The organism is Streptomyces sp. NPDC002104 (assembly GCF_053593795.1).
The window spans coordinates 61,917-82,279 of record NZ_JBSFDF010000003.1 but is presented as its reverse complement, the minus strand read 5'-3'; the positions used below and the strand labels follow the sequence as shown (position 1 = coordinate 82,279).

19 protein-coding genes are annotated in these 20,363 nt (G+C 72.6%); 3 read left to right on the top strand and 16 right to left on the bottom strand.

The annotated features are described in order from the left end of the window. Position 1 precedes the first annotated feature (1 nt). The 13 genes from ACWCP2_RS04005 to ACWCP2_RS03945 all read right to left on the bottom strand — a co-directional run bounded on the left by ACWCP2_RS04005 (position 2) and on the right by ACWCP2_RS03945 (position 14,947). On the bottom strand, positions 2–697 hold the full coding sequence (locus tag ACWCP2_RS04005; protein WP_450906999.1) for a phosphorylase family protein: 696 nt from the start codon (positions 695–697) through the stop codon (positions 2–4). After that, positions 697–2,769 carry a squalene--hopene cyclase gene (gene shc, locus ACWCP2_RS04000; protein ID WP_450906998.1) on the bottom strand — a complete coding sequence of 691 codons (2,073 nt, stop codon included), beginning with the start codon at positions 2,767–2,769 and terminating at the stop codon, positions 697–699. Before shc ends, ACWCP2_RS04005 begins: the two co-directional genes overlap by 1 nt. 125 nt (positions 2,770–2,894) lie before the next feature. Beyond that, complete coding sequence (locus tag ACWCP2_RS03995) at positions 2,895–3,989, bottom strand: polyprenyl synthetase family protein (protein WP_450907153.1); 1,095 nt, start codon at positions 3,987–3,989, stop codon at positions 2,895–2,897. Between the two features lie 116 nt (positions 3,990–4,105). Beyond that, a complete protein-coding gene (gene hpnE / locus ACWCP2_RS03990; protein ID WP_450906997.1) occupies positions 4,106–5,479 on the bottom strand; it encodes a hydroxysqualene dehydroxylase HpnE in 1,374 nt (457 codons plus the stop codon). A gap of 94 nt (positions 5,480–5,573) precedes the next feature. After that, positions 5,574–6,581: a presqualene diphosphate synthase HpnD gene (hpnD, locus tag ACWCP2_RS03985; RefSeq protein WP_450906996.1), complete on the bottom strand. Its 1,008-nt coding sequence runs from the start codon at positions 6,579–6,581 to the stop codon at positions 5,574–5,576. Further along, complete coding sequence (gene hpnC, locus ACWCP2_RS03980; protein ID WP_450906995.1) at positions 6,578–7,537, bottom strand: squalene synthase HpnC; 960 nt, start codon at positions 7,535–7,537, stop codon at positions 6,578–6,580. Before hpnC ends, hpnD begins: the two co-directional genes overlap by 4 nt. 367 nt (positions 7,538–7,904) lie before the next feature. Next, complete coding sequence (locus ACWCP2_RS03975; RefSeq protein ID WP_450906994.1) at positions 7,905–8,684, bottom strand: ABC transporter ATP-binding protein; 780 nt, start codon at positions 8,682–8,684, stop codon at positions 7,905–7,907. Next, a complete protein-coding gene (locus tag ACWCP2_RS03970) occupies positions 8,677–9,606 on the bottom strand; it encodes an ABC transporter permease (RefSeq protein ID WP_450906993.1) in 930 nt (309 codons plus the stop codon). The genes ACWCP2_RS03975 and ACWCP2_RS03970 overlap by 8 nt, the downstream gene beginning before the upstream one ends. 96 nt (positions 9,607–9,702) lie before the next feature. Then, positions 9,703–10,566: a glycosyltransferase family 2 protein gene (locus ACWCP2_RS03965; RefSeq protein WP_450907152.1), complete on the bottom strand. Its 864-nt coding sequence runs from the start codon at positions 10,564–10,566 to the stop codon at positions 9,703–9,705. Between the two features lie 35 nt (positions 10,567–10,601). Continuing rightward, complete coding sequence (locus tag ACWCP2_RS03960; RefSeq protein ID WP_450906992.1) at positions 10,602–11,381, bottom strand: CDP-alcohol phosphatidyltransferase family protein; 780 nt, start codon at positions 11,379–11,381, stop codon at positions 10,602–10,604. Then, positions 11,359–12,420, bottom strand: a complete 1,062-nt coding sequence (locus tag ACWCP2_RS03955; RefSeq protein ID WP_389433075.1) for an iron-containing alcohol dehydrogenase family protein — start codon at positions 12,418–12,420, stop codon at positions 11,359–11,361. The genes ACWCP2_RS03960 and ACWCP2_RS03955 overlap by 23 nt, the downstream gene beginning before the upstream one ends. Beyond that, positions 12,408–13,160: a phosphocholine cytidylyltransferase family protein gene (locus tag ACWCP2_RS03950; RefSeq protein ID WP_450906991.1), complete on the bottom strand. Its 753-nt coding sequence runs from the start codon at positions 13,158–13,160 to the stop codon at positions 12,408–12,410. The genes ACWCP2_RS03955 and ACWCP2_RS03950 overlap by 13 nt, the downstream gene beginning before the upstream one ends. Further along, on the bottom strand, positions 13,157–14,947 hold the full coding sequence (locus ACWCP2_RS03945; protein ID WP_450907151.1) for a DUF5941 domain-containing protein: 1,791 nt from the start codon (positions 14,945–14,947) through the stop codon (positions 13,157–13,159). The genes ACWCP2_RS03950 and ACWCP2_RS03945 overlap by 4 nt, the downstream gene beginning before the upstream one ends. A gap of 527 nt (positions 14,948–15,474) precedes the next feature. Between ACWCP2_RS03945 and ACWCP2_RS03940 the strand changes: the two genes are divergently transcribed. Then, positions 15,475–16,716 carry a methyltransferase domain-containing protein gene (locus ACWCP2_RS03940; protein WP_450907150.1) on the top strand — a complete coding sequence of 414 codons (1,242 nt, stop codon included), beginning with the start codon at positions 15,475–15,477 and terminating at the stop codon, positions 16,714–16,716. Positions 16,717–16,877: 161 nt separating this feature from the next. After that, on the top strand, positions 16,878–17,477 hold the full coding sequence (gene idi, locus ACWCP2_RS03935; RefSeq protein ID WP_250740854.1) for an isopentenyl-diphosphate Delta-isomerase: 600 nt from the start codon (positions 16,878–16,880) through the stop codon (positions 17,475–17,477). Between the two features lie 60 nt (positions 17,478–17,537). Here the strand turns inward: idi and ACWCP2_RS03930 are convergent, their stop codons facing one another. After that, positions 17,538–18,056, bottom strand: a complete 519-nt coding sequence (locus ACWCP2_RS03930; RefSeq protein ID WP_450907149.1) for an ATP-binding protein — start codon at positions 18,054–18,056, stop codon at positions 17,538–17,540. Between the two features lie 130 nt (positions 18,057–18,186). Further along, on the bottom strand, positions 18,187–18,798 hold the full coding sequence (locus ACWCP2_RS03925) for an HdeD family acid-resistance protein (protein ID WP_450907148.1): 612 nt from the start codon (positions 18,796–18,798) through the stop codon (positions 18,187–18,189). 171 nt (positions 18,799–18,969) lie between these two features. Between ACWCP2_RS03925 and ACWCP2_RS03920 the strand changes: the two genes are divergently transcribed. Beyond that, positions 18,970–19,719, top strand: coding sequence for an enoyl-CoA hydratase/isomerase family protein (locus ACWCP2_RS03920; RefSeq protein ID WP_450906990.1), 750 nt, complete (start codon positions 18,970–18,972; stop codon positions 19,717–19,719). Here ACWCP2_RS03920 and ACWCP2_RS03915 read toward each other — a convergent pair. After that, positions 19,694–20,332 (bottom strand): DJ-1/PfpI family protein, encoded by a 639-nt coding sequence (locus tag ACWCP2_RS03915; RefSeq protein WP_450906989.1) that lies wholly within the window; start codon positions 20,330–20,332, stop codon positions 19,694–19,696. The genes ACWCP2_RS03920 and ACWCP2_RS03915 overlap by 26 nt on opposite strands. Positions 20,333–20,363: the final 31 nt, after the last annotated feature.

The following is a 20,363-nucleotide window of genomic DNA, read 5'->3' as shown; positions in this document are numbered from 1 at the left end:
CTCACCTCCGGGGGAGCAGCAAAGAACGGTGCCATTCATGAAAAGCGGGTAGTACGGCACGCAGTACACGAAAGGCCGATATTCCCCCGCGAACGGTGCCAATACGGACGAGCTCATGCTCCGGAGCGTCCACGATCACCCGGACGGCCGCAACCGGACGGTCCCGGGCTCCGGGGGCGCCGCCGCCCCGGCTCCCGCCCCGGGTCGCGGCCCAGAGGGTGGCGGCCGATTCCATGTCGACCCCGATGGCGCCGCCGGCGCGCAGCTGTGCGCGCTCCTGGCCCCGGACGACGTGGTCGGATCCGGTCAGTGCACCGAGGTGTACGGCCCGGCCGGGCAGCGCCCGGGCCAGTGCCTCGGCGAGCAGGGCGGTACCGGCGCAGGCGACCGTGCCGCGCGGGTCCCGGGTCTCCTCGGCGACGATCAGGTCGCCGGGGCTCATGCCGGGCAGCAGCCCGGCGCAGAAGCCGGTGGCGAGCACGGCGGCGCCGTGCAGCTCCGGCTCGGCCAGCTTGCGGCCGACGGCGCGCTCGGCCGCGCGCGGGCCCATCCCGGTGCGCAGGACCTCGTACCGCCCGGGCGCGCCGTGCTCGCGGACGCCGCGGTACGAGGTACTGCGCAGGGCGGTCCGCTCGATGCGCAGGGCGCAGGCGATCAGCAGCGGCGGCGGGCCGGCCGCGGCGGGGCCGCCGGTCATCAGGCCTCCCCCAGGGAGGGGGCCGGGTGCGGGAAGGCGGCCGGATCGGCGTACCGCCCGCCCGGGCCGAACGGTTCTCCGTACAGGTAGCGGCCCAGCGCGGTGAGCGGGAAGACCTGGCGGTACAGGTGGTAGTTGATGGAGAAGTCCCAGGGGAATCCCGTGCCGGTGAAGTACGGCTCGTCCCAGGTGCCGTCGGCGCGCTGGGTGGAGACGAGGTAGCCGATCCCCCGCCGCACGGACGGCGCGTCGCGCTCCCCGGCCGACAGCAGGGCCATCAGCGCCCACGCCGTCTGGGAGGCCGTCGAGGCACCCTTCCCCGCCCAGGACGGGTCCTGGTAGGAGCGCTGGTCCTCGCCCCATCCCCCGTCCTCGTTCTGTACGGACTCCAGCCAGGCCACGGCGCGCCGGATCGCGGGGTGCGAGGGGGCGTAGCCGGCGGCGGTCAGCGCCGGGACCACCGAGCCGGTGCCGTAGACGAAGTTGGTGCCCCAGCGGCCGAACCAGCCGCCGTTCGGGTCCTGTTCGGCGAGGAGCCAGGCGATGCCGCGCCGGGTGCGCGCGTCCCCCGCCCGGCCCTCGACGGCGAGCATCTCCACGACGTGGGCGGTGACGTCGGCCGAGGGCGGGTCGATGACCTCGCCGAAGTCGCAGAAGGGCAGCTTGTTGGGGAAGGGGCTGGTGTTGTCGGCGTCGAAGGCCCCCCAGGCGCCGTTCTTCGACTGCATGCCGAGGTTCCAGGACACGCCCCGGGCGATGGCCCCCTCCAGCCGCGCCGGGTCGGGGTGCTTGACCCGGCGCAGGGCCAGGACGACCTCGGCGGTGTCGTCGATATCGGGGTAGTTGTCGTTGTGGAACTCGAACGCCCAGCCGCCCGGCTCCAGTTGGGGCCTGCGCACGGCCCAGTCGCCGCGGCGCACGATCTCCTCGCCGAGCATCCAGTCGGCGGCCTTGACCAGGGCGGGGTGGTCGGGGCGCAGTCCCGCGTCGGCCAGCGCGATGGCCGCCAGGCAGGTGTCCCACACCGGGGACTGGCAGGCCTCGATCATGCGGGCGCCGTCCGCGCGCCAGACGGCGAAGCGGTCGAGGGACTCCAGTCCGGCGCGCATCACCGGGTGCCGCAGGTCGTAGCCGAGCAGGTGCAGGGCGATGACCGAGTACACGGCGGGCGGCTGGATGCCGCCCCAGCAGCCGTCGTTCTCCTGCCGTTCCACGATCCAGCGCCCGGCGCTCGCCATGGCCGCCGCGCGCAGCCGGCGCGGGGCGAACCGGCGGTAGACGTGCAGGGCCTTGTCCATGCGCTGGAAAGCGCCGTCCCAACTGGCCAGCGGCGCGAGCTTCCTGACGGGGTAGGGGGTCCGCGCGTCGGTGTGCAGCTCGTCCAGGGCGAAGGGGGCCGGGCGGACCGGGCGCAGGGCGGAGACCACGGTGAGGGGGACGATGGTCTGCCGGGCCCAGCAGCCGAAGTCGTAGATGTTCAGCGGCACCCAGGACGGCAGGAACAGAAGTTCGGGCGGGAGTTCGGGCAGGTGGTCCCAGCTCCACCAGCCGAACAGCGCCAGCCAGATGCGGGTGAAGACGCGGGCTCCCGCCACTCCCCCGTGGGCCCGGATCCACGCCGAGGCGCGGGCCATGTGCGGGGCGTCGGGCGCGTCTCCGGCGAGGCGCAGGGCAACGTAGGCCTCGATGGTGGCGGAGAGGTCGCTGGGTCCGCCGTGGAAGGTGGCCCAGGTGCCGTCGTCCCGCTGCTCCCCGCGGATGAACAGGGCCGCGCCCCGGGTGGTGGCCTCGTCCCGGATCCCGAGGAACTGGCGCAGCAGCAGGTCCTCGGCGTCCATGGTGACGTTGGTCTCCAGGTCGCCCTTCCACCAGCCGGCCTCGTCCTGCCGGCCGAGCAGGTCCCGTACCGCCCGCTCGGTGGCCTCGCGGACCCCGTGCGGCCCGGCGGGCCCGGGGTCCGGGCCGGCGCCCGGGACCGTTGCCGGGCCCGGCGGTCCGGCGCCGGGCCCGGGGCGGGGCTCGTTCGGGTCGGCGCCGCAGGCATGGGCGCCGCCGTTGGTCGTCGCAGTCATGGCTTCCCCTTTGCGTGCAGTGTCCTCTGCTGTCATCCGCTGTGCTGGGGGGCGCCGTCGGACGGTACTACCGACAAGCGGTACCGTCCGGCGACTCGCGATTCATATGCGCGTGCGGGTGGCGATCACCTCTTGCGCACGACGACGAAGTCGGCGAGCGCGACGAGCTGGTCGCGCACGCGCTGGTCCATGTCCACGTCGTCGAGGGCCTTGATGGCGATCTCGTACTGGCGGCGCGCCTCGTCGGCGGTCCACCGGCGGCCGCCGGCGGCCTCGATGAGCGCGGCGCGGGCCGCGAACTCCTCCTCGGAGAAGTTCTCGAAGTCGTTGCTCTTGGCGTCGGCGGCGAGCAGTTCGGTCAGTTCCTCACTGGCCGGTCCCCCGGCGGCGAGGGCCGCGACGACGGGCAGCGACTTCTTGCGCTGGCGCAGGTCGCTCCAGGTCTGCTTGCCGGTGGACTCCGGGTCTCCCCAGATGCCGAGGAGGTCGTCGACGGCCTGGAAGGCGAGGCCGAGGTGGTAGCCGTACTCCTCCAGCTTGTCGGCCGTACGGTCGTCCGCGCCGCCGAGCACGGCGCCGATGGAGACCGCGCAGGCGAGCAGGGCGCCGGTCTTGTTGCCCTCCATCTCCAGGCATTCCTCGACGCTGACGCTCTCGCGGTGCTCGTAGGAGATGTCCTGGGCCTGGCCGTCGATGAGCTTGCGGCTCGCGGTGGTCAGGCGGCGGGCCGCGCGGCCGGCCTCGACCGTGCCGAGTTCGAGGAGCACCTCGTTGGCCAGGGCGAACAGGGCGTCGCCGACCAGGATGGCGAGGGCGGGTCCGTGGACCTTCCACACCGTGTCGCGGTGGCGGCGCTGCTCGTCGCCGTCCATCAGGTCGTCGTGCAGCAGCGAGAAGTTGTGGACGAGTTCGACCGCGACGGCGCCGGGGATGCCGACCTCGGCTGCGGCGCCGGCGGCTTCCGCCGAGAGCAGGGCGAGGGCGGGGCGGACGGCCTTGCCGCCGTCGCCGTCCGCCGGGTTGCCCTGGGCGTCGATCCAGCCGAAGTGGTAGGCGGCGACGGTGTCCATGGGCGCGGCGAGCCGGTCCACGGCGGCGCGGAGCACGGGCGTCGAGAGCGTACGGCCTCGTTCGAGGAGGGCGAGCGTGTCCGCCTTCTCCCCGCCGGCCGGGCCCGCACTGGCGTCCGTGTTCTCGACGGCCGGATTCCCCGGGTTCACTGGCTCTCCTCTGGTTCCTGTACGTACTGCGGTGCGTGGTGCTGCGGTGCTGGTCGTGCCGGTGCCGGTGGTGCCGGCCGTGCCGGTACCCGTGGCTCCGACGGTGCCGGTGGTGGTCATACCGCCTCCTGCAAGGGGTGTTCGCGGTGGCGGCCCAGCGGGACGAGCGCGGCGTGGGCCGCGTTCAGTCCGCTGCGGACGGCGCTCTCCATGGTCGCGGGCCAACCCGTCGCGGTCCACGCACCGGCGAGGAACAGCCCCGGCGTGTCGGTCCGGGTTCCGGGCCGGAGCCGTCCGACGCCGGGGGTCGGGGCGAAGGTCGCGGTGCGTTCCCGGGTGACGAAGAAGTCGCGCACCTTGGCTCCGCGCGCGGCGGGCAGCAGCCGTTCCAGCTCGGGCAGGTACTTGGCGCGCAGGACCGAGACGGGCTCGTCGATGTCCTCGTGGGCGACCGACTGGGACAGCGCCAGGTACTGGCCGCCGTCGGGGAGCCCCGAGGAGTCGGTGCGGTCGAAGACCCACTGGACCGGGGAGCCGAGGGCCGCGAAGAAGGGCTGCCGCAGGACCTTGCGGTCGTACACGACGTGCACGTTGAGGATCGGCGCGGTGCCGATGTCGAGCAGTTTGTCGGGGTCGGCGAGCGCTCCGGCGGGCAGCAGCCCGTGCGCCTCGCGCTGCGGTACGGCGAGGACGACGGTGCCGGCGTCGAAGGAGTCGCCCTCGGTGGCCACCCGCCAACCGCCCTCCGGGGTACGGGAGATGTCCGTGACGCGGGTGCGCAGTTCGGTGCGGACCCCGGCGGCGTCCAGGGCCTTGCGGGCGAGGGTGTCGTGCAGGTCTCCGAGCGGTACCCGCGCCCAGCCGATGTCGGCCGCGCCGTTCTCGGAGAGCAGGCCGGTCTTGAAGACCATCGCGGCCAGTCCCAGCGAGGACTGCCCGGCGGTGGCGTTGAGCGTGGCGATGCCGACGAGGTCCCACAGCGCCTCGATGGTGCGCGGGGACTGGCCGTACCGGCCGAGCCAGGTCGCGAAGTCCACGCCGTCGAGCGCCGGGTCGGCGGGGTCGAGGCGGCGCAGCGCGAGGGCCGCGCGCCCGACGGACGCCCGCTCGGCGAGCGAGAGGTGCGGGTAGCGGGCCAGGGAGCCGGCCAGGTGCAGCGGTACGGGCAGGGCGCTGCGGCGCAGCCGGCCGAGCCGGGGGCCGCCGGGGTGGGCGACGTCGAGGACGGGTACGTCGAGGCGGTCCTGCAGCGGCGCCAGGTCCGCGCCGTCGACGCGGTCGAGGAACCACCGGTAGGCGGTGCAGCAGCGCAGGTAGACGTGCTGGCCGTTGTCGACGGTCAGTTCCCCGCGCTTGAAGGAGAACGCCAGGCCGCCGAGGCGGGGCCGGCCCTCCAGCAGGGTCACCCGCAGGCCGGCGTCGGCGAGTTCCAGCGCCGCGGTGACACCGGCGAGCCCGCCGCCGACGACCACGGCCCGGTTCTCGGTCATGCGTCCTCCTCCGCCGTCACTCCCACGGACGCCGCCGGGCGCCGCGGGGTTGCTCCCGCCGGCCCCGCGGCCGTGGCTCGCAGGCCCGCCGTCATCAGAGCCGCCTCCTGGTGCTCTGGCGGGCGATGGTCCGCGCGTCCAGGCCGGAGAGGCCGCGGACCGCCACGTACGCCTTCTCGTGCGGCGGCAGCGAGACCCGGCCGCGGAGCACCGCCTGCGGTTCGCGCTCGATGCGGTCGAGCAGGCGCCGGTAGATGCCGGCCATGGCCGCGACGCAGGCGCCGCTGCGCCGGTCGAGCAGGGGCAGCAGCCGGTAGCCCTCCACGAACAGGGCGCGGGCGCGCCGTACTTCGTGGTGGACGAGCCCGGCGAAGTCGGCGTCGCGGGGCATCCGCTCGCTGTTGAACCCGTCGGAGCAGCCGAACTTGGCGAGGTCCTCTGCGGGCAGGTAGGTCCGCCCGTTGCCGGCGTCCTCGCGAACGTCCCTGAGGATGTTGGTGAGTTGCAGGGCGAGACCGAGGGTGTCGGCGTACTCGCCGGCCCGTGCCGCGTCGTGCGCGCCGGAGCCGGCGAGCCCGCCGGAGTGGGCGGTGCCGAACACGCCGAGCGAGAGCCGGCCGATGGCTCCGGCCACGCAGCGGCAGTAGACCTTGAGGTCGTCCCAGGTCTCGTAGGTCTGACCGCGGACGTCCATGAGGACGCCGTCGATGAGTTCGTCGAGCCCTTCGAGCGGGATCGGGAACCGGCGCGAGGCGTGCGCGAGGGCGACGGCGACCGGGTCGGTGTCGTCCTCGTCGATCTCCTCGGCGCGGATCCGGCCGAGGAGGGTGCGGGTCTCCTCCAGCCGGGCCAGTTTGACCTCGTGCGGCAGCGTGCCGTCGCCGATGTCGTCGACCCTCCGGGAGAAGGCGTACAGCGCGGACATCGCCTGCCGCTTGTCGGCGGGCAGCAGGCGGATGCCGTAGGCGAAGTTGCGCGCCTGCGAGCCGGTCACGGCCTCGCAGTAGCTGTAGGCGGCCGAAATCGGTGCGGACATCGCTGTCGGTACGGACGGCGCGCCGGGTGCGGACGCGTGTGTGGGGCCCTCCACGGTCGGGCTCACCCCTTTCTCGGCGCTGAGCGCAGGACGGCGGCCACCTCGCGGAGCAGGACGCTCTTGGTGGCCTTGGGCGGGCCGGGCAGGACGTCGAAGCCGGCGGCGGTGACGGCTCGCAGGGCGGCGCGTCCCCCTCCCACGAAGCCCGCGAGCAGCAGCCGGAGCCTTCCGTGGACGCTGCCCACGAGCGGCGTGCCTTCGTCGAGGAGCTCCCGCGCCCGTTCGGTTTCGAAGGCGACGAGGGCGCGTACGGACGCACCCGCGGTCGGGGCCTTCAGGTCGGTCTCGGTCACGTGGAAGCGGCGCATGTCCTCGCCCGGGAGGTAGATCCGGTTCCGGGCGAGGTCTTCGGCGACGTCCTGGAGGTGTTCGGCGATCTGCAGGGCGGTGCAGACGGCGTCGGAGCGGCGGATCCGCTCGGGGGTGCTGGTGCCGGTGAGGTCCAGCACGAGCCGCCCCACCGGGTTGGCGGAGAGCTCGCAGTAGCCGGCGAGGTCGCCGTACGTCGCGTAGCGGGCGACCCGCTGGTCCTGGCGGTTGGCTTCGATGAGCCCCAGAAACGATTCGGGGGTGAGCCCGTGGGCCCGTACGACGGGCTGCAGGGCCAGCATGAGGGGGTGCCGCGGGGGCCCGTCGGTGCCGCCGAAGACGCGCCGCAGGTCGGCTTCGAGGGCGTCGAGCATGGCGGGCCGGTCGTCCGTGGCAGCAGGATCGAGCCCGAGCAGCACGGCGTCGTGGCCGCCCGGGGCGAGGTCGCCGTCGCCGATGTCGTCGACCAGGCGGGCGTACCCGTAGACCGCCATCAGGCCCTCGCGCCAGGCGCGGGGCAGGAAGGCGGGGGCGACGGGGAAGTTCTCGGAGCCCGCCTTGCGGAGGGTGGCGGCGCCGGGGCGGGCGGGGAGGGAGCCGGAGGCGTCGGACGGCTCGTGCGGCCGGGTACCGGTGCCGTGCCCCGGGGTCACCGCCCGCCGCCCGCGGCGGGGACGGCCGTCGTGCCTGGGGGCCGGAGAATTCCCGTAGCCATTGCCGTCACATCTCCCGTTCTACACTGCCAAACCAAAACATCCCATTTCGGACACGCCGCCGCAGTTTTCCGGGGCGTACCGGGCTATTCACCTATGGGGGGAATCGCCCCTTCTTGCCCACGATTGAGGCCTGGCCCAGCTTACGCTGTACAACGGCGCCGGGCCTCGACGGGTATTCGCTCCACCGCACAATGTCCCCCGCACGCCACTCGCGTGAAAAGGGGGCGCCCCGCGCGCCCGGCCCCCGTACGGCATGCGACGGCCCCCGCCGCCGGACGCGGTGGGGGCCGTCGGTGGAAAACCGTCAGCTGGTCGCCTTCTCGTACGCCGCGACGACTTCCTCGGTGGGGCCGTCCATCAGGAGTTCGCCCCGCTCCAGCCACAGCACCCGGTCGCAGGTGTCGCGGATGGACTTGTTGTTGTGACTCACGAGGAAAACGGTTCCGGCGGTCTTGCGCAGTTCCCGGATGCGCTCCTCGGAACGCACCTGGAACTTCCGGTCACCGGTCGCCAGCGCCTCGTCGATCATCAGGACGTCGTGGTCCTTCGACGCGGCGATGGAGAAACGCAGGCGGGCTGCCATGCCGGAGGAGTAGGTGCGCATCGGCAGGGTGATGAAGTCCCCCTTCTCGTTGATGCCCGAGAAGTCGACGATGTCCTGGTAGCGCTCGCGGATCTGCGCGCGGGTCATGCCCATCGCGAGACCGCCGAGGACCACGTTGCGCTCGCCGGTGAGGTCGTTCATCAGCGCCGCGTTGACGCCCAGCAGCGAGGGCTGGCCGTCGGTGTAGACCTTGCCCGACTCGCAGGGCAGCAGACCCGCGATGGCGCGCAGCAGGGTGGACTTGCCGGAGCCGTTGGAGCCGATGACGCCGATGGCCTCGCCGCGGTACGCCGTGAAGGAGACCCCGCGCACGGCGTGGACCCGGCGCACGCCCGGTGCGTCGCCGCGCCGCCGGCGGACTATCTTGCTGAGCGCCGCCGTGGCGCTGCCCTTGCCGGCGCTGCCGGTGTTGACGCGGTAGACGATGTGGACCTCGTCGGCGATGACGGTGGGGACGTGCCCCTGGGTGTTCTCAGCCACGGCCGTAACGCTCCTCAGCCTTCCAGAAATACACGAATCCGCCGATGCCGAGCAGCAGGGCCCAGCCGACCGCGAAGGCCCAGACGTGCGGCGGCAGGTTCTCCCGGCCGTACCCGTCGATGAGCGCGAAGCGGATCAGGTCCATGTAGATCGCGGCGGGGTTCCACTGCAGGACGTCCGCGATCCACTGGGGCTTGCCCTCGAGCTGCGTGGTGATCGAGAACATGACGCCGGAGGCGTACATCCACGTGCGCGTGACGAACGGCATCAGCTGCGCGAGGTCGGGGGTCTTGGACCCCATGCGGGCGAAGACCAGGGCGAGGCCGGTGTTGAAGGCGAACTGCAGGACCAGCGCCGGGACCACGAGCAGCCACGAGGGCGACGGGTAGTTCCCGAACGCGATCGCGACCACGAACACGACGATCATCGAGAACAGCAGCTGCTGGAGCTGCTGCAGCGAGAAGGAGATCGGCAGCGAGGCGCGCGGGAAGTGCAGGGCGCGGACCAGGCCGATGTTGCCCGGGATCGCTCTGACACCCGCCATGAGCGACGACTGGGTGAAGGTGAAGACGAAGACGCCGATGACCAGGAAGGGGATGTAGTCGTGCTTGTGGATGCCCCGGCCGGCGTCCAGGATCAGCCCGAAGATCAGGTAGTAGACCAGCGCGTTCAGCAGGGGGGTCGCCACCTGCCAGATCTGGCCGAGCTTCGCCTGGCTGTACTGCGCCACGAGCTTGGCCCGCGAGAAGGCGAGGATGAAGTGGCGGCGCTCCCAGAGCTGGCGCACGTACTCGACCAGGCTCGGTCGGCGTCCGCTGACGGACAGGCCGTACTTCCGGGCGAGCTCCGCGGAGCTCAGCCCGGCGTCTTCGGACGGCCGCCTGCTCGTGGCAAGGGTTCCGTCCTGGGTTGTGTCACTCACAAGATGAAACTTTCCGTCTTCATGATGCGGCAGAAGGTGGCATCGGGCCTGAGTCGATCGGTTCGTGATCGCGCCATGGTCTCAGACCCGGACGTGTCAGATGACAGGCGGTCGGCCCAGCCGGGTCAGCCGCCAGACCGTACGCCATTTCATGGGGCGCCGGGGACCGCAGGAGGTGGTCCAGCCCTCCTTGAAGCCGCCGAACCAGGCCTTGAGCGCGGGCCCCGAGGGCCCCCGCAGGAGCGTCAGCAGGAGCCAGACGCCCACGTAGACCGGGACCAGCGGGGCGGGCAGGTTGCGGCGGGCGAGCCACACCCGGTTACGGGCCACCATACGGTGGTAGACCGCGTGCCGGGAGGGGGCCGTGGCGGGGTGCAGAAGCACCATGTCCGCGCGGTAGTCGATCAGCCACCCGGCGTCGAGCGCCCGCCAGGCCAGATCGGTCTCCTCGTGCGCGTAGAAGAACTGCCCCGGGAGGTCCCCGACCTGTTCGAACACCTTCGTGCGGACCGCGTTCGCGCCGCCCAGGAAGGTGGTGACGCGCGAGGAGCGCATCGGGTCGGAGGCCCGCAGCCGCGGGACGTGCCGGCGCTGCGTCTCGCCGCTCTGCGGATCGGCGATCCGGAAGCTGACGATGCCCAGCTCGGGGTCCTCGGTGAAGGCCTGCCGGCACAGCTCGGCGGTGTCGGTGCGCTCCAGCAGTCCGTCGTCGTCCAGGAAGAGCAGGACGTCAACGCCGAAGCCACTGGCTCCCGCGGTGCGGAAGGCCTCGATGCCGACGTTGCGCCCGCCGGGGATGCCCAGGTTCTCGGGCAGCTCGACGGTGCGCACGCCCGCGGCCGGGTCCGCGAGGCCGGGGAGCTGGACTCCCTGGCCCACGACGACCACCTCGACCGGGGCCCCGTCCTGCCGGGCCACCGAGTCGAGGAGCGCCTTGAGCTCGTCCGGGCGGTTGCCCATCGTGATGATGACGGCGCCCAGCCGCAGCGGCGCCGTCACTTGAGCCTGCTGGAGGCCAGGACCGACACCAGGTGCAGCACCGTCTGGAGCATGGCGATGCCGGCGAGCACCGCGACGCCGAGGCGGGAGAAGTACAGGTCGCCGCGGACCTGGTCCAGGACGGCCAGCACCAGGATGAGCAGCGAGGCCTCGATGCCGAGGACCAGCCGGTGGAACTTGAGCGCGGCGGCGGCCCGGCGGGCGAACGCCATGCCGGACGAGCGCGGCGTGGCCGCTGCGTCCTGGACCACGGGCTTGCCGGCCTGGTGGCGGGCGACGCCGACCAGGTCGGTCTCGGCCTTGATCAGGATCGCGCCGAGCGCCGCGAGGGTGCCCAGGAAGGCCCACAGCCAGTCGATGCGCCCGGTGCCCCACAGGTCGCAGGCGCGCAGGCCGAAGCCGACCAGCACCGCCGCGTCGCACAGGTAGGCGCCGACCCGGTCCAGGTAGACCCCGGACAGCGAGAACTGCTTCTTCCAGCGGGCGACCTCGCCGTCGACGCAGTCGAGCAGCAGGTACATCTGCACCGCGACCACGCCGAGGACGGCGCCCCAGACGCCCGGCACCAGCAGGGCCGGGGCGGCGAGGACTCCGGCGAGGGTCATCACGTAGGTCAGCTGGTTCGGCGTGACCTTGGTGGTGACCAGGTAGCGGGTGATGCGCAGGGAGATCTCGCGCATGTAGAGGCGCCCGCCCCAGTGCTCGCCGCTGACCCGGTCCTTGACGCCCGCCGGGTGAACGACGGGCCGGAGTTCAGCTACGGATGGTCTTGGCATAGTCGGCGTAAGCGTCCCTGATCTCGGCGGCGGACAGGTTGAGGTGCTCCAGGATCGTGAACCGTCCCGGACGGGTCTGGGGGGCGTACTCCACTGCCGCGACGAACTCGTCCACGCTGAACCCGATCTCCTCGGGCAGCACGGGTAGGCCGTGGCCGCGCAGCACTTGGACGAAGAGCCCGGACTGCTCCTTGGCCCCCCGCAGGTGCATGGCGAAGGCGGCGCCGATGCCGACCTGCTCGCCGTGGAGCGCGGAGCGTCCCGGGTAGAGCAGGTCGAAGGCGTGGCTGATCTCGTGGCAGGCGCCGGACGCGGGGCGGGTGTCCCCGCTGATCGACATGGCGATGCCGGTGAGGACCAGCGCCTCGGAGAGGACCGTGAGGAACTCGTCGTCGCCGCAGCCGCCGGGGTGGCGCAGGACGGACTCTCCGGCGGTACGGGCCATGGCCGCGGCCAGACCGTCCACCGGCTCGCCCGTGATCTTGTGCGAGAGCTCCCAGTCGGCGATCGCCGAGATGTTGGAGAGGCAGTCGCCGATGCCGGAGCGGACGAACCGCACCGGGGCCTCGCGGATCACGTCGAGGTCGATCACCATGGCGATCGGCGTCGGGACCCCGTAGGAGCCCCGGCCGTTGTCGTTGTCCAGGGTGGCGACCGGCGAGCAGATGCCGTCGTGCGCCAGGTTGGTGGCGACGGCCACCATGGGCAGGCCGACCCGCGCCGCGGCGTACTTCGCCACGTCGAGGATCTTGCCGCCGCCCAGGCCCACCACGGCGTCGTAGCGGTTTCCCTTTATGTCGTCGGCGAGCTTGACCGCGGAGTCGATGGTCCCGTCGATGACGGGGTACCAGTCGGCGTGCGGCAGCACGGGCTCCAGCTTGGCGCGCAGCACCGCGCCGGAGCCGCCGCTGATGGCGATCGCGAGCTTGCCGGACGATGAGATCCGCTGGTCGGCCAGGAGGCCGGCCAGGTCGTCCATCGCGCCCCGGCTGATGTCGACGACGAGGGGCGAGGGGATGAGCCTCGTCAGTACTGGCATGCGATCGTCCGGCCCTTGGCGAGGTCGTCGTGGTTGTCGATCTCGACCCACTTGACGTCACCGATGGGGGCCACGTCGATGGTGAAACCGTCGTTGACGAGCTGCTGGTAGCCGTCCTCGTAGTAGAGGTCGGGGTCGCGCTCGAAGGTGGTCTTCAGGGCCTCGGCCAGCGCCTCGGCGGCCTCCGGCTCGATGAGGGTGACACCGATGTACTCGCCGGTCGCGGTGGCCGGGTCCATCAGCTTGGTGATCCGCTGGACGCCCTTCTCACCGTCGGTGATGACCTTCATCTCCTCGTCGGCCAGGTGCTTGACCGTGTCGAGGGCGAGGATGATCTTCTGCCCCTTGCCGCGGGCGGCGAGCAGGGTCTTCTCGACGGAGACGGGGTGGACGGTGTCGCCGTTGGCGAGGATCACACCCTGCCCCAGGACGTCACGGGCGCACCACAGGGAGTAGGCGTTGTTCCACTCCTCGGCCTTGTCGTTGTCGATCAGCGTGATCTTGACGCCGTACTTGGCCTCCAGGGCCTCCCGGCGCTCGTACACGGCTTCCTTGCGGTAGCCGACGACGATGGCGACCTCGGTCAGGCCGACCTCGGCGAAGTTGCCGAGCGTCAGGTCGAGGACCGTGATGCTCTCCTCGGCCCCTTCGGGTCCGACGGGCACGAGGGCCTTGGGCAGGGTGTCGGTGTAGGGACGCAGGCGGCGTCCGGCTCCGGCAGCGAGGACGAGGCCGATCATGCTGGTTCTCCTTCGTCATGTACGGCGGGTGCCCCGGAGGAAACCCAGAAGCGGATGCTCTCCACGAGCACCACGAGTGCCACGAACACGGCGAGGGCCGTGAGCGCGACGGGGAAGTCTGCGGCGCGCGATGCCAGGACGGAGGCCAGGACCGTGATCAACAGGATCCGGCCTTCGTGCCCGCCGATCGTCCGCACCAGCCAGTGCGGGGGCGCGCCGGTGCCACCGCGGATGCGGTAGACCGTGTCGTAGTGATGGTAGGCGACCGCCGCGACCAGTCCGAATGCCGCCGGAAGGGCTCCGGGGACGTCCGCCTTGGCGGCGAGGATCAGGACGGTGGTGGACTCGGCGGCCCGGAAGACGGGCGGCACGAGCCAGTCGAGGGCTCCCTTGAGGGGCCGGGCGACGGCCAGGCCCGCGAGTACCGCGTAGAAGGCGGCGGCGACGATCACCTGGCGGCTGCCGAACCCGTGGGCCCAGGCGGCCCACAGCAGCGCGCCCGAGCCGATGACGGCCGCGGCGATCCCCGCGCCGGGAATCCCGCGGCCCACCGCGCGGCCCGCGAGCTCGGCGACCGGGCCCGAGTCGGCGAGGTCCGCCAGGGCCTGGGCGGCCCGGTCGGTCCGCTTCGCCTTGCGGGTCAGCGAGCGCAGGACCCGGCCGGCCGTGGTGTAGAGCGCGCCGAAGGCGCAGCCCACGAGCAGGGCGTAGAAGACGATCCGCGGGGTGGTGAAGGCGATGAGGACCGCGATCATGGCCCAGCGCTCACCGATCGGCAGGATGATCATGCGCCGGACCCAGACCGTCCAGCCGACGCCGTCCAGCTTGTCGGAGAGGGCCGCGGTGGGACTCGTGTTCGCCGTGGCGTCGTGGTTGGCCTCGTTGAAGGCGAAGTCCACGACGTGCCGGCAGGTCATCAGGATCATGGCGCCGAGGGCCAGGGCCCAGACGTCGTCGCCGTTGCGGGCCGCGCCGAGCGCGAGGCCCGCGTAGAAGGAGTACTCCTTGGCGCGGTCGAAGGTGGCGTCGAGCCAGGCGCCCATCGTCGAGTACTGGAGCGAGTAGCGGGCGAGCTGGCCGTCCGTGCAGTCCAGGACGAAGGAGAGCAGCAGCAGTACGCCGGAGGCCACGTAGCCCCAGCGGTCGCCGGTGGCGGCGCAGCCGGCCGCGATCAGCGCGGTGATCAGCGAGGCGGTGGTGACCTGGTTGGGGGTCAGTCCGCGGCGCGCGCACCAGCGGGCGATGTAGCGCGAGTACGGGCTGATGAAGAAGGTGGTGAAGAACCCGTCGCGGGACTTCACGGCGGTGCGCAGCCGGACGGCCTCGTCGTCGACGGCCGCGACGGCGGCGGCGGCCTCGGCGCGCTCGGCCGTGGTGGCGGGCACGGCGGCGACGAGGGTGCCCAGCTCGGGGCGGTGCACGGGGGTGCCGGCGGCCTCGACGGCGGCGGCGAGCCGGTCGGGGCAGGGGCCGTGGCCCGTGGGGGCGGACGCGTCGAGCGCGGCGGCCCGGTCCAGGGCCGCGCGGGCTCCGGGCTGCACGGCCAGGGCCCCGGTGACGGCGCAGGCGTCGAACCGCGGGTCGGTCAGCGCGAGCCGCAGGGCGTGCACGTGCCCGACGAACTCCCCGTCCACGACGGCCACCCGCTGCTCGGCGGGGACCCGCGCCAGCGCGGCGGCGGTGTCCGACGGGGTGGCCGCGGGGTGGACCTCGAAGCCGAGGGAGCGCAGCTCGTCGGCGAGCGCTGATCCGGGCACCGGCAGGCCGGTAAGGATGACGGTCGGCAGACGAACTCACTCCTTGCACGCACACGGGTAACGAGCGCCGGGATGGGCCGGCGGCACGTCGGCAGAGGCTATCGGATGAACGGAAGCAGGGGTTCACCGCCTGTTTACGCTCCGATAAGCCGAAAATCATGGGCCTGTCGGTCCTGTGCCGATCATCATTGACGATCGGTGGGAGCGATCACAAACCGCCCCGGGTACCACGGCTGTTAGTGTGGTCGCAGACGCGTACGAGTTCCGCAAGAGCGTCGCAATCGCCCGAATGTCTCACAAGACGTGACGAAAGAAAGAAAGAGGTGGGGTTGATGACCGTCGCAGGCGTCGCCGCCCAGCGCAGCGCACTCCGGTACGTCCCCCTCTCCTTCCGGGCGTCCGGCCGGGCCTGATCGCACCGATCACCCGCGTCGGCCGGAGCCCCCGTTCAAGGGTTCACGTTGACCGACCACACCGGTAACACCAGCAACTCCCACACCAGCAACGCGCACACCACCGACTTCAGCACGCAGAGCGACCTCTTCTTCGAGGCGTTCCTGGAGCTGCACCGCGGCCTGCCCCGGCAGTCCCCCGGTTCCGAGGCCACCACCCGCCACCTGCTGTCCCTGTGCGGACCGCTGCCCGAGCGGCCGCGCGCCCTGGACCTGGGCTGCGGTCCCGGCCCCAGCGCCCTGCTGCTCGCTGCCGAGGCGGGCGGCCACGGGGCCGACGTCACCGCCGTCGACCTCCAGGACGGCTTCCTCGACGAGCTCCGGACGGCCGCCGCCGCCCGCGGGCTCGCGGGCCGCATCCACACCGTCAGGGCGGACATCGGTGATCTCTCCGAGCATCCGGACGGTTCCTTCGACCTCGTCTGGGCCGAGGGTTCCGCCTACACCATCGGCTTCGCCACCGCGCTCGCGCGGTGGAAGCGGCTGCTCGCCCCCGGCGGCACCCTGGTGCTGAGCGAGTGCGAATGGACCGCCGACGAGCCCTCCGCCGGGGTCCGCGCCTTCTGGGACCCGCACTACGCGCTGCGCTCCACCGCCCGTAACCTCGCCGCGATCCAGGCCGCCGGCTACCGGGTGCTCGGCGTCCACCGGCAGCCCGACTCCGACTGGGCCGCCTACTACGGTCCGCTCGGCGAGCGGGCCGCCGCGGCGCCGGAGCCCGCCGGCCCCGAGGCCGCGGCCGCGCTGGGCTTCGTACGCGAGGAGATCGCCGTACGGGAGCGGTACGGGCACGAGTACGGGTACACCGCCTACGTCCTGCGGCCGGTGACGGCCGGGGACGGCGGCCGCCGGCCCGTCCGCCCCGAGGCGGACGGGGACGCGGCCGCCGTGCACGCGGTGCACGCGGCCGCCTTCGGCACCCCGGCCGAGGCGGACCTCGTGGACGCGCTGCGCGCGGACGGCTCCTGGGTGCCCGGCCTCTCCTACGTGGCCGAGGGCCCGGACGGGTCGGTCGCGGCGCACGCCCTGCTGACCCGGTGCACGGTCGACGGGGCGCCGGCCCTCGCGCTCGCCCCGGTGGCCGCGGCTCCCGCGCTCCAGCGCTCGGGCGCCGGCAGCGCGGTCGTACGGGGGCTGCTCGCGGCGGCCGCGGAGCGCGGGGAGGGCCTCGTGCTCGTCCTCGGGCACCCCGGGTACTACGCCCGCTTCGGGTTCGTACCGGCCTCGCGGTTCGGGATCCGGGCGCCCTTCGAGGTGCCCGACGAGGCCATGATGGCGCTGGTGCTCGACGATTCGGTGCCGGTTCCCACGGGCACGATCAAGTACCCGGCGCCCTTCGGGGTTTGATGCCGGTCCCGGCCCTCGGCCGGGTGAACCGAGCGGCCCGCACGCTCCGCCCCCCGCCGCATATCACGCGGCGGGGGGCGGACATGCGCAGATCACCGAAGTGGGGGCAATCCCCATTTGTACGGCAGACTGAAAGCCGAAGTCCGAAGCGAAGGATGGGTATGCCGACCACACCAGCCACCGCCGCGAACAGCGCGACCACCGGCACCGGCGCTCAAGAACCGATCATGCTCGAACTGGTCGACGAGTCCGGCAACACCATCGGTACGGCGGAGAAGCTCTCCGCCCACCAGGCCCCCGGTCAGCTGCACCGGGCGTTCTCGGTGTTCCTCTTCGACGAGCAGGGCCGGATGCTGCTCCAGCAGCGCGCCCTCGGGAAGTACCACTCCCCCGGTGTCTGGTCGAACACGTGCTGCGGTCACCCCTACCCCGGGGAGTCGCCGTTCGCGGCGGCGGCCCGGCGGACCCACGAGGAGCTGGGGCTGTCGCCCTCGCTGCTCGCGGAGGCGGGAACGGTCCGCTACAACCACCCGGACCCGGCGTCGGGGCTGGTGGAGCAGGAGTACAACCACCTGTTCGTGGGACTCGCGCAGCGGTCGGTGCGGCCGGATCCGGAGGAGATCGCGGACACCGCCTTCGTGACCGCGGAGGAACTCGCGAAGCGGCACGCCGAGGTCCCGTTCTCGGCCTGGTTCATGACCGTGCTGGACGCGGCCCGGCCGGCGATCCGCGAACTGACGGGCGACGCGGCGGGCTGGTAGCCCCGGCCCGGTCCGGCCCCGCCCTTGTGGCGGCCGGCCGCCGGTGACGGCCCCGCGCGGTCAGAGCGCCGAGGCCGGGGTGGCCGCGGGTGACGCGAGGGCCGTGGTGAGCGGCAGCGCCGCCCAGATCACCTTGCCGCCCGTGGAGGTGTGCTCCACGTCGCAGACCCCGCCGGCCTCCAGCGTGATCTCCCGGACGAGGAGCAGGCCCCGGCCGCCGGTCTGGCCGAAGTCGGCCTCCAGCGCCTTGGGGCGGTACGGGTGGTTGTCCTCGACGGCCACCCGTACCCACTCCCGGCCGATGGCCACCTCCACCGCCACCTCCGGCGAGAGCACGGCCGCGTGCCGGACCGAGTTCGTCACCAGTTCGGAGACGATCAGCAGCAGGGAGTAGACCAGGTCCCGGTCGGCCGGCACCTCCTGGCGGCCGAGCAGGTCACGGACCGCACGGCGGGCCTGCGGAACGGATTCTTCTACCGCGGGCGCCGTGAATCGCCACACCCCTTCGTACGCGAGGGGGGCGGCCGCGACCTCCGGCTCGTCCCCCTTGACTGGCGGGACGCTCCCGCTCACATCCATTTCCCGGCCCCCGTCTTCACGCTCGATCGTCTGCACACGTAAAGAGTGGGGACCGGGCCGCACCGGGCCGGACCACTGACCAGAAGTCAGCAGCATTCGCACACTTTCTGACCGCTGGCGTATGACAGAGTCAGTTGTTCGACCGTTCCTGATCTTCTGGCGGCCGCTTCTCGGCCGTCTCGTACGCCCCGGGCGCCACCGTGCCCGCCCCCGCCGGGGTCACCGGAACCTCGTCGTCCCTGACCAAGCCCAGGATGCGCCGGGCTCCCATGCCCACCGCGATCAGGCTCAGGCCGTCGAACAGCAGCGCGAGGGAGAAGAACGCTCCGATCACGTACAGGCTGCTGCCGGGCCAGTTGGCCAGGATCAGCAGGCCCAGCAGGATGCCGAAGGCGCCCTGGACCAGGGTCAGGCCGAGGTGCGCGCCGCGCACCACCACGGCGCCGGCCAGCCGGAACACCCCGCCGGTGAGGAACAGCAGCGCGGCGAACATGGTGAGCGCCTCCGCGCTCGCCTCCGGGCGGCGCAGGATCACGAAACCGGCCGCGATGTTGATCGCGGCGACGATGACGGCGAGCCAGAAGTAGTTGCTCTTGCGCGACTGGATGGCCTGCAGGAGGCCCACCACGCCGCCGAACAGCAGGAGCCAGCCGAAGAGGAACATCGTGGTCAGGGTGGCGACGCCGGTGTAGACGAGCCCCACCAGACCGGCCACCACCAGGAGCGCCCCGAGCAGGGCCATCAGGGCGAAACTGCGGCTGACCTTCTTCTTGTCGTCCTTCCTGTCCTGTGGACCCGTACGGCCCGCACGCTCGGCACGGTCTGCGCCCATGGACGCCACCTTTCAGCTGCCCCCGACGGACCCCCGGACCCCTTGATCATAGGTTTGACCGACCGGGATAGCATCCGGCGCATGGACGCCGCCCTGCTCTCCTCCGTCTCCGACGGGGTCGCCACCGTGGTGATCTCGCACCCCGCCAAGCGCAACGCCATGACCGCCGCCATGTGGCGCGGGCTGCCGGAGCTGCTGGCCGGGCACGCGGCGGATCCCGCCGTACGGGTGCTGGTCCTGACGGGGGCCGGCGAGACCTTCTGCGCGGGGGCCGACATCTCCTCCCTGACCGGGGGCGACGATCCGCAGGCCCTGGCCGTGGCGGCGGAGGAGGCGCTCGCCGCCTTCCCCAAGCCCACGCTGGCCGCGATCCGCGGGTTCTGCGTGGGCGGGGGCAGCCAGCTGGCCGCCGCCTGCGACCTGCGCTTCGCGGAGGAGGGCGCCTCCTTCGGGGTGACGCCCGCGAAGCTGGGCATCGTGTACCCGGCCTCCTCCACCCGGCGCCTCGCCTCCCTGGTGGGACCGGCGGCCGCCAAGTACCTCCTCTTCTCCGCCGAGTTGATCGACGCGGACCGGGCACTGCGCACCGGGCTGCTGGACGAGCTGCTCCCGGCGGGCCAACTGGCCAAGCGGGTGGCGGAGTTCACCCGGATCCTGGCCACGCGCAGCCAGCTCACCCAGAGTTCGGCGAAGGAGTTCGCGGACGGCCGCACGGACCGGGACGCCTACTGGGCGGCGCAGGCCGCGGCGAGCGGGGACGTCGCGGAGGGGGTCGCCGCGTTCCTGGAACGGCGTGCGCCCGCCTTCACCTGGACTCCTCCGGCCGCCTGAGCGCGCGCAGCCGCTCGACGACCTCGACGGGCGCCTTCTCGGGGGAGCCCGCGTCGTAGGGCGGCTGCGGGTCGTACTCGGTCATCAGCTGCACGGTCTGCGCGAACTCGTCCCCCGCGATCCGGCCGAGGAGGGCGAGCCCCATGTCGATCCCCGAGGACACCCCCGCCGCCGTCACGTACTTCCCGTCGAAGACCACCCGCTCCCCGGTGGGCTCGGCCCCGTACGGGGGCAGCCGGTCCAGGTACAGCCAGTGGCAGGTGGCCCTGCGCCCGTCGAGCAGGCCCGCGGCGGCGAGCAGGGTCGAGCCGGTGCAGACCGAGGTGGTCCACGTGCTGGTGGCGTCGACGGTCCGCAGCCAGTCGAGGACGGCGGGGTTCTTCATCTCCCGGTCGGTGCCCGGCCCGCCGGGCACGAGGACGATGTCCGGGCGCGTCACCTCGTCGAGCCCCTTCGCGGCGACGACCGCGAGCGCGCTCTGGTCGGCCCGTACGGGCCCCGGCCGCTCGGCCACGAACACGGTCTCGGCGCCCGGGAGGCGGCCCAGGGTGTCGAAGGGTCCGATGGCGTCGAGGGCGGTGAACTCGTCGAACAGCAGGACGGCGATCTGCATGGCTCCTCCGGAGCGGTCGGTCGGACGGCGG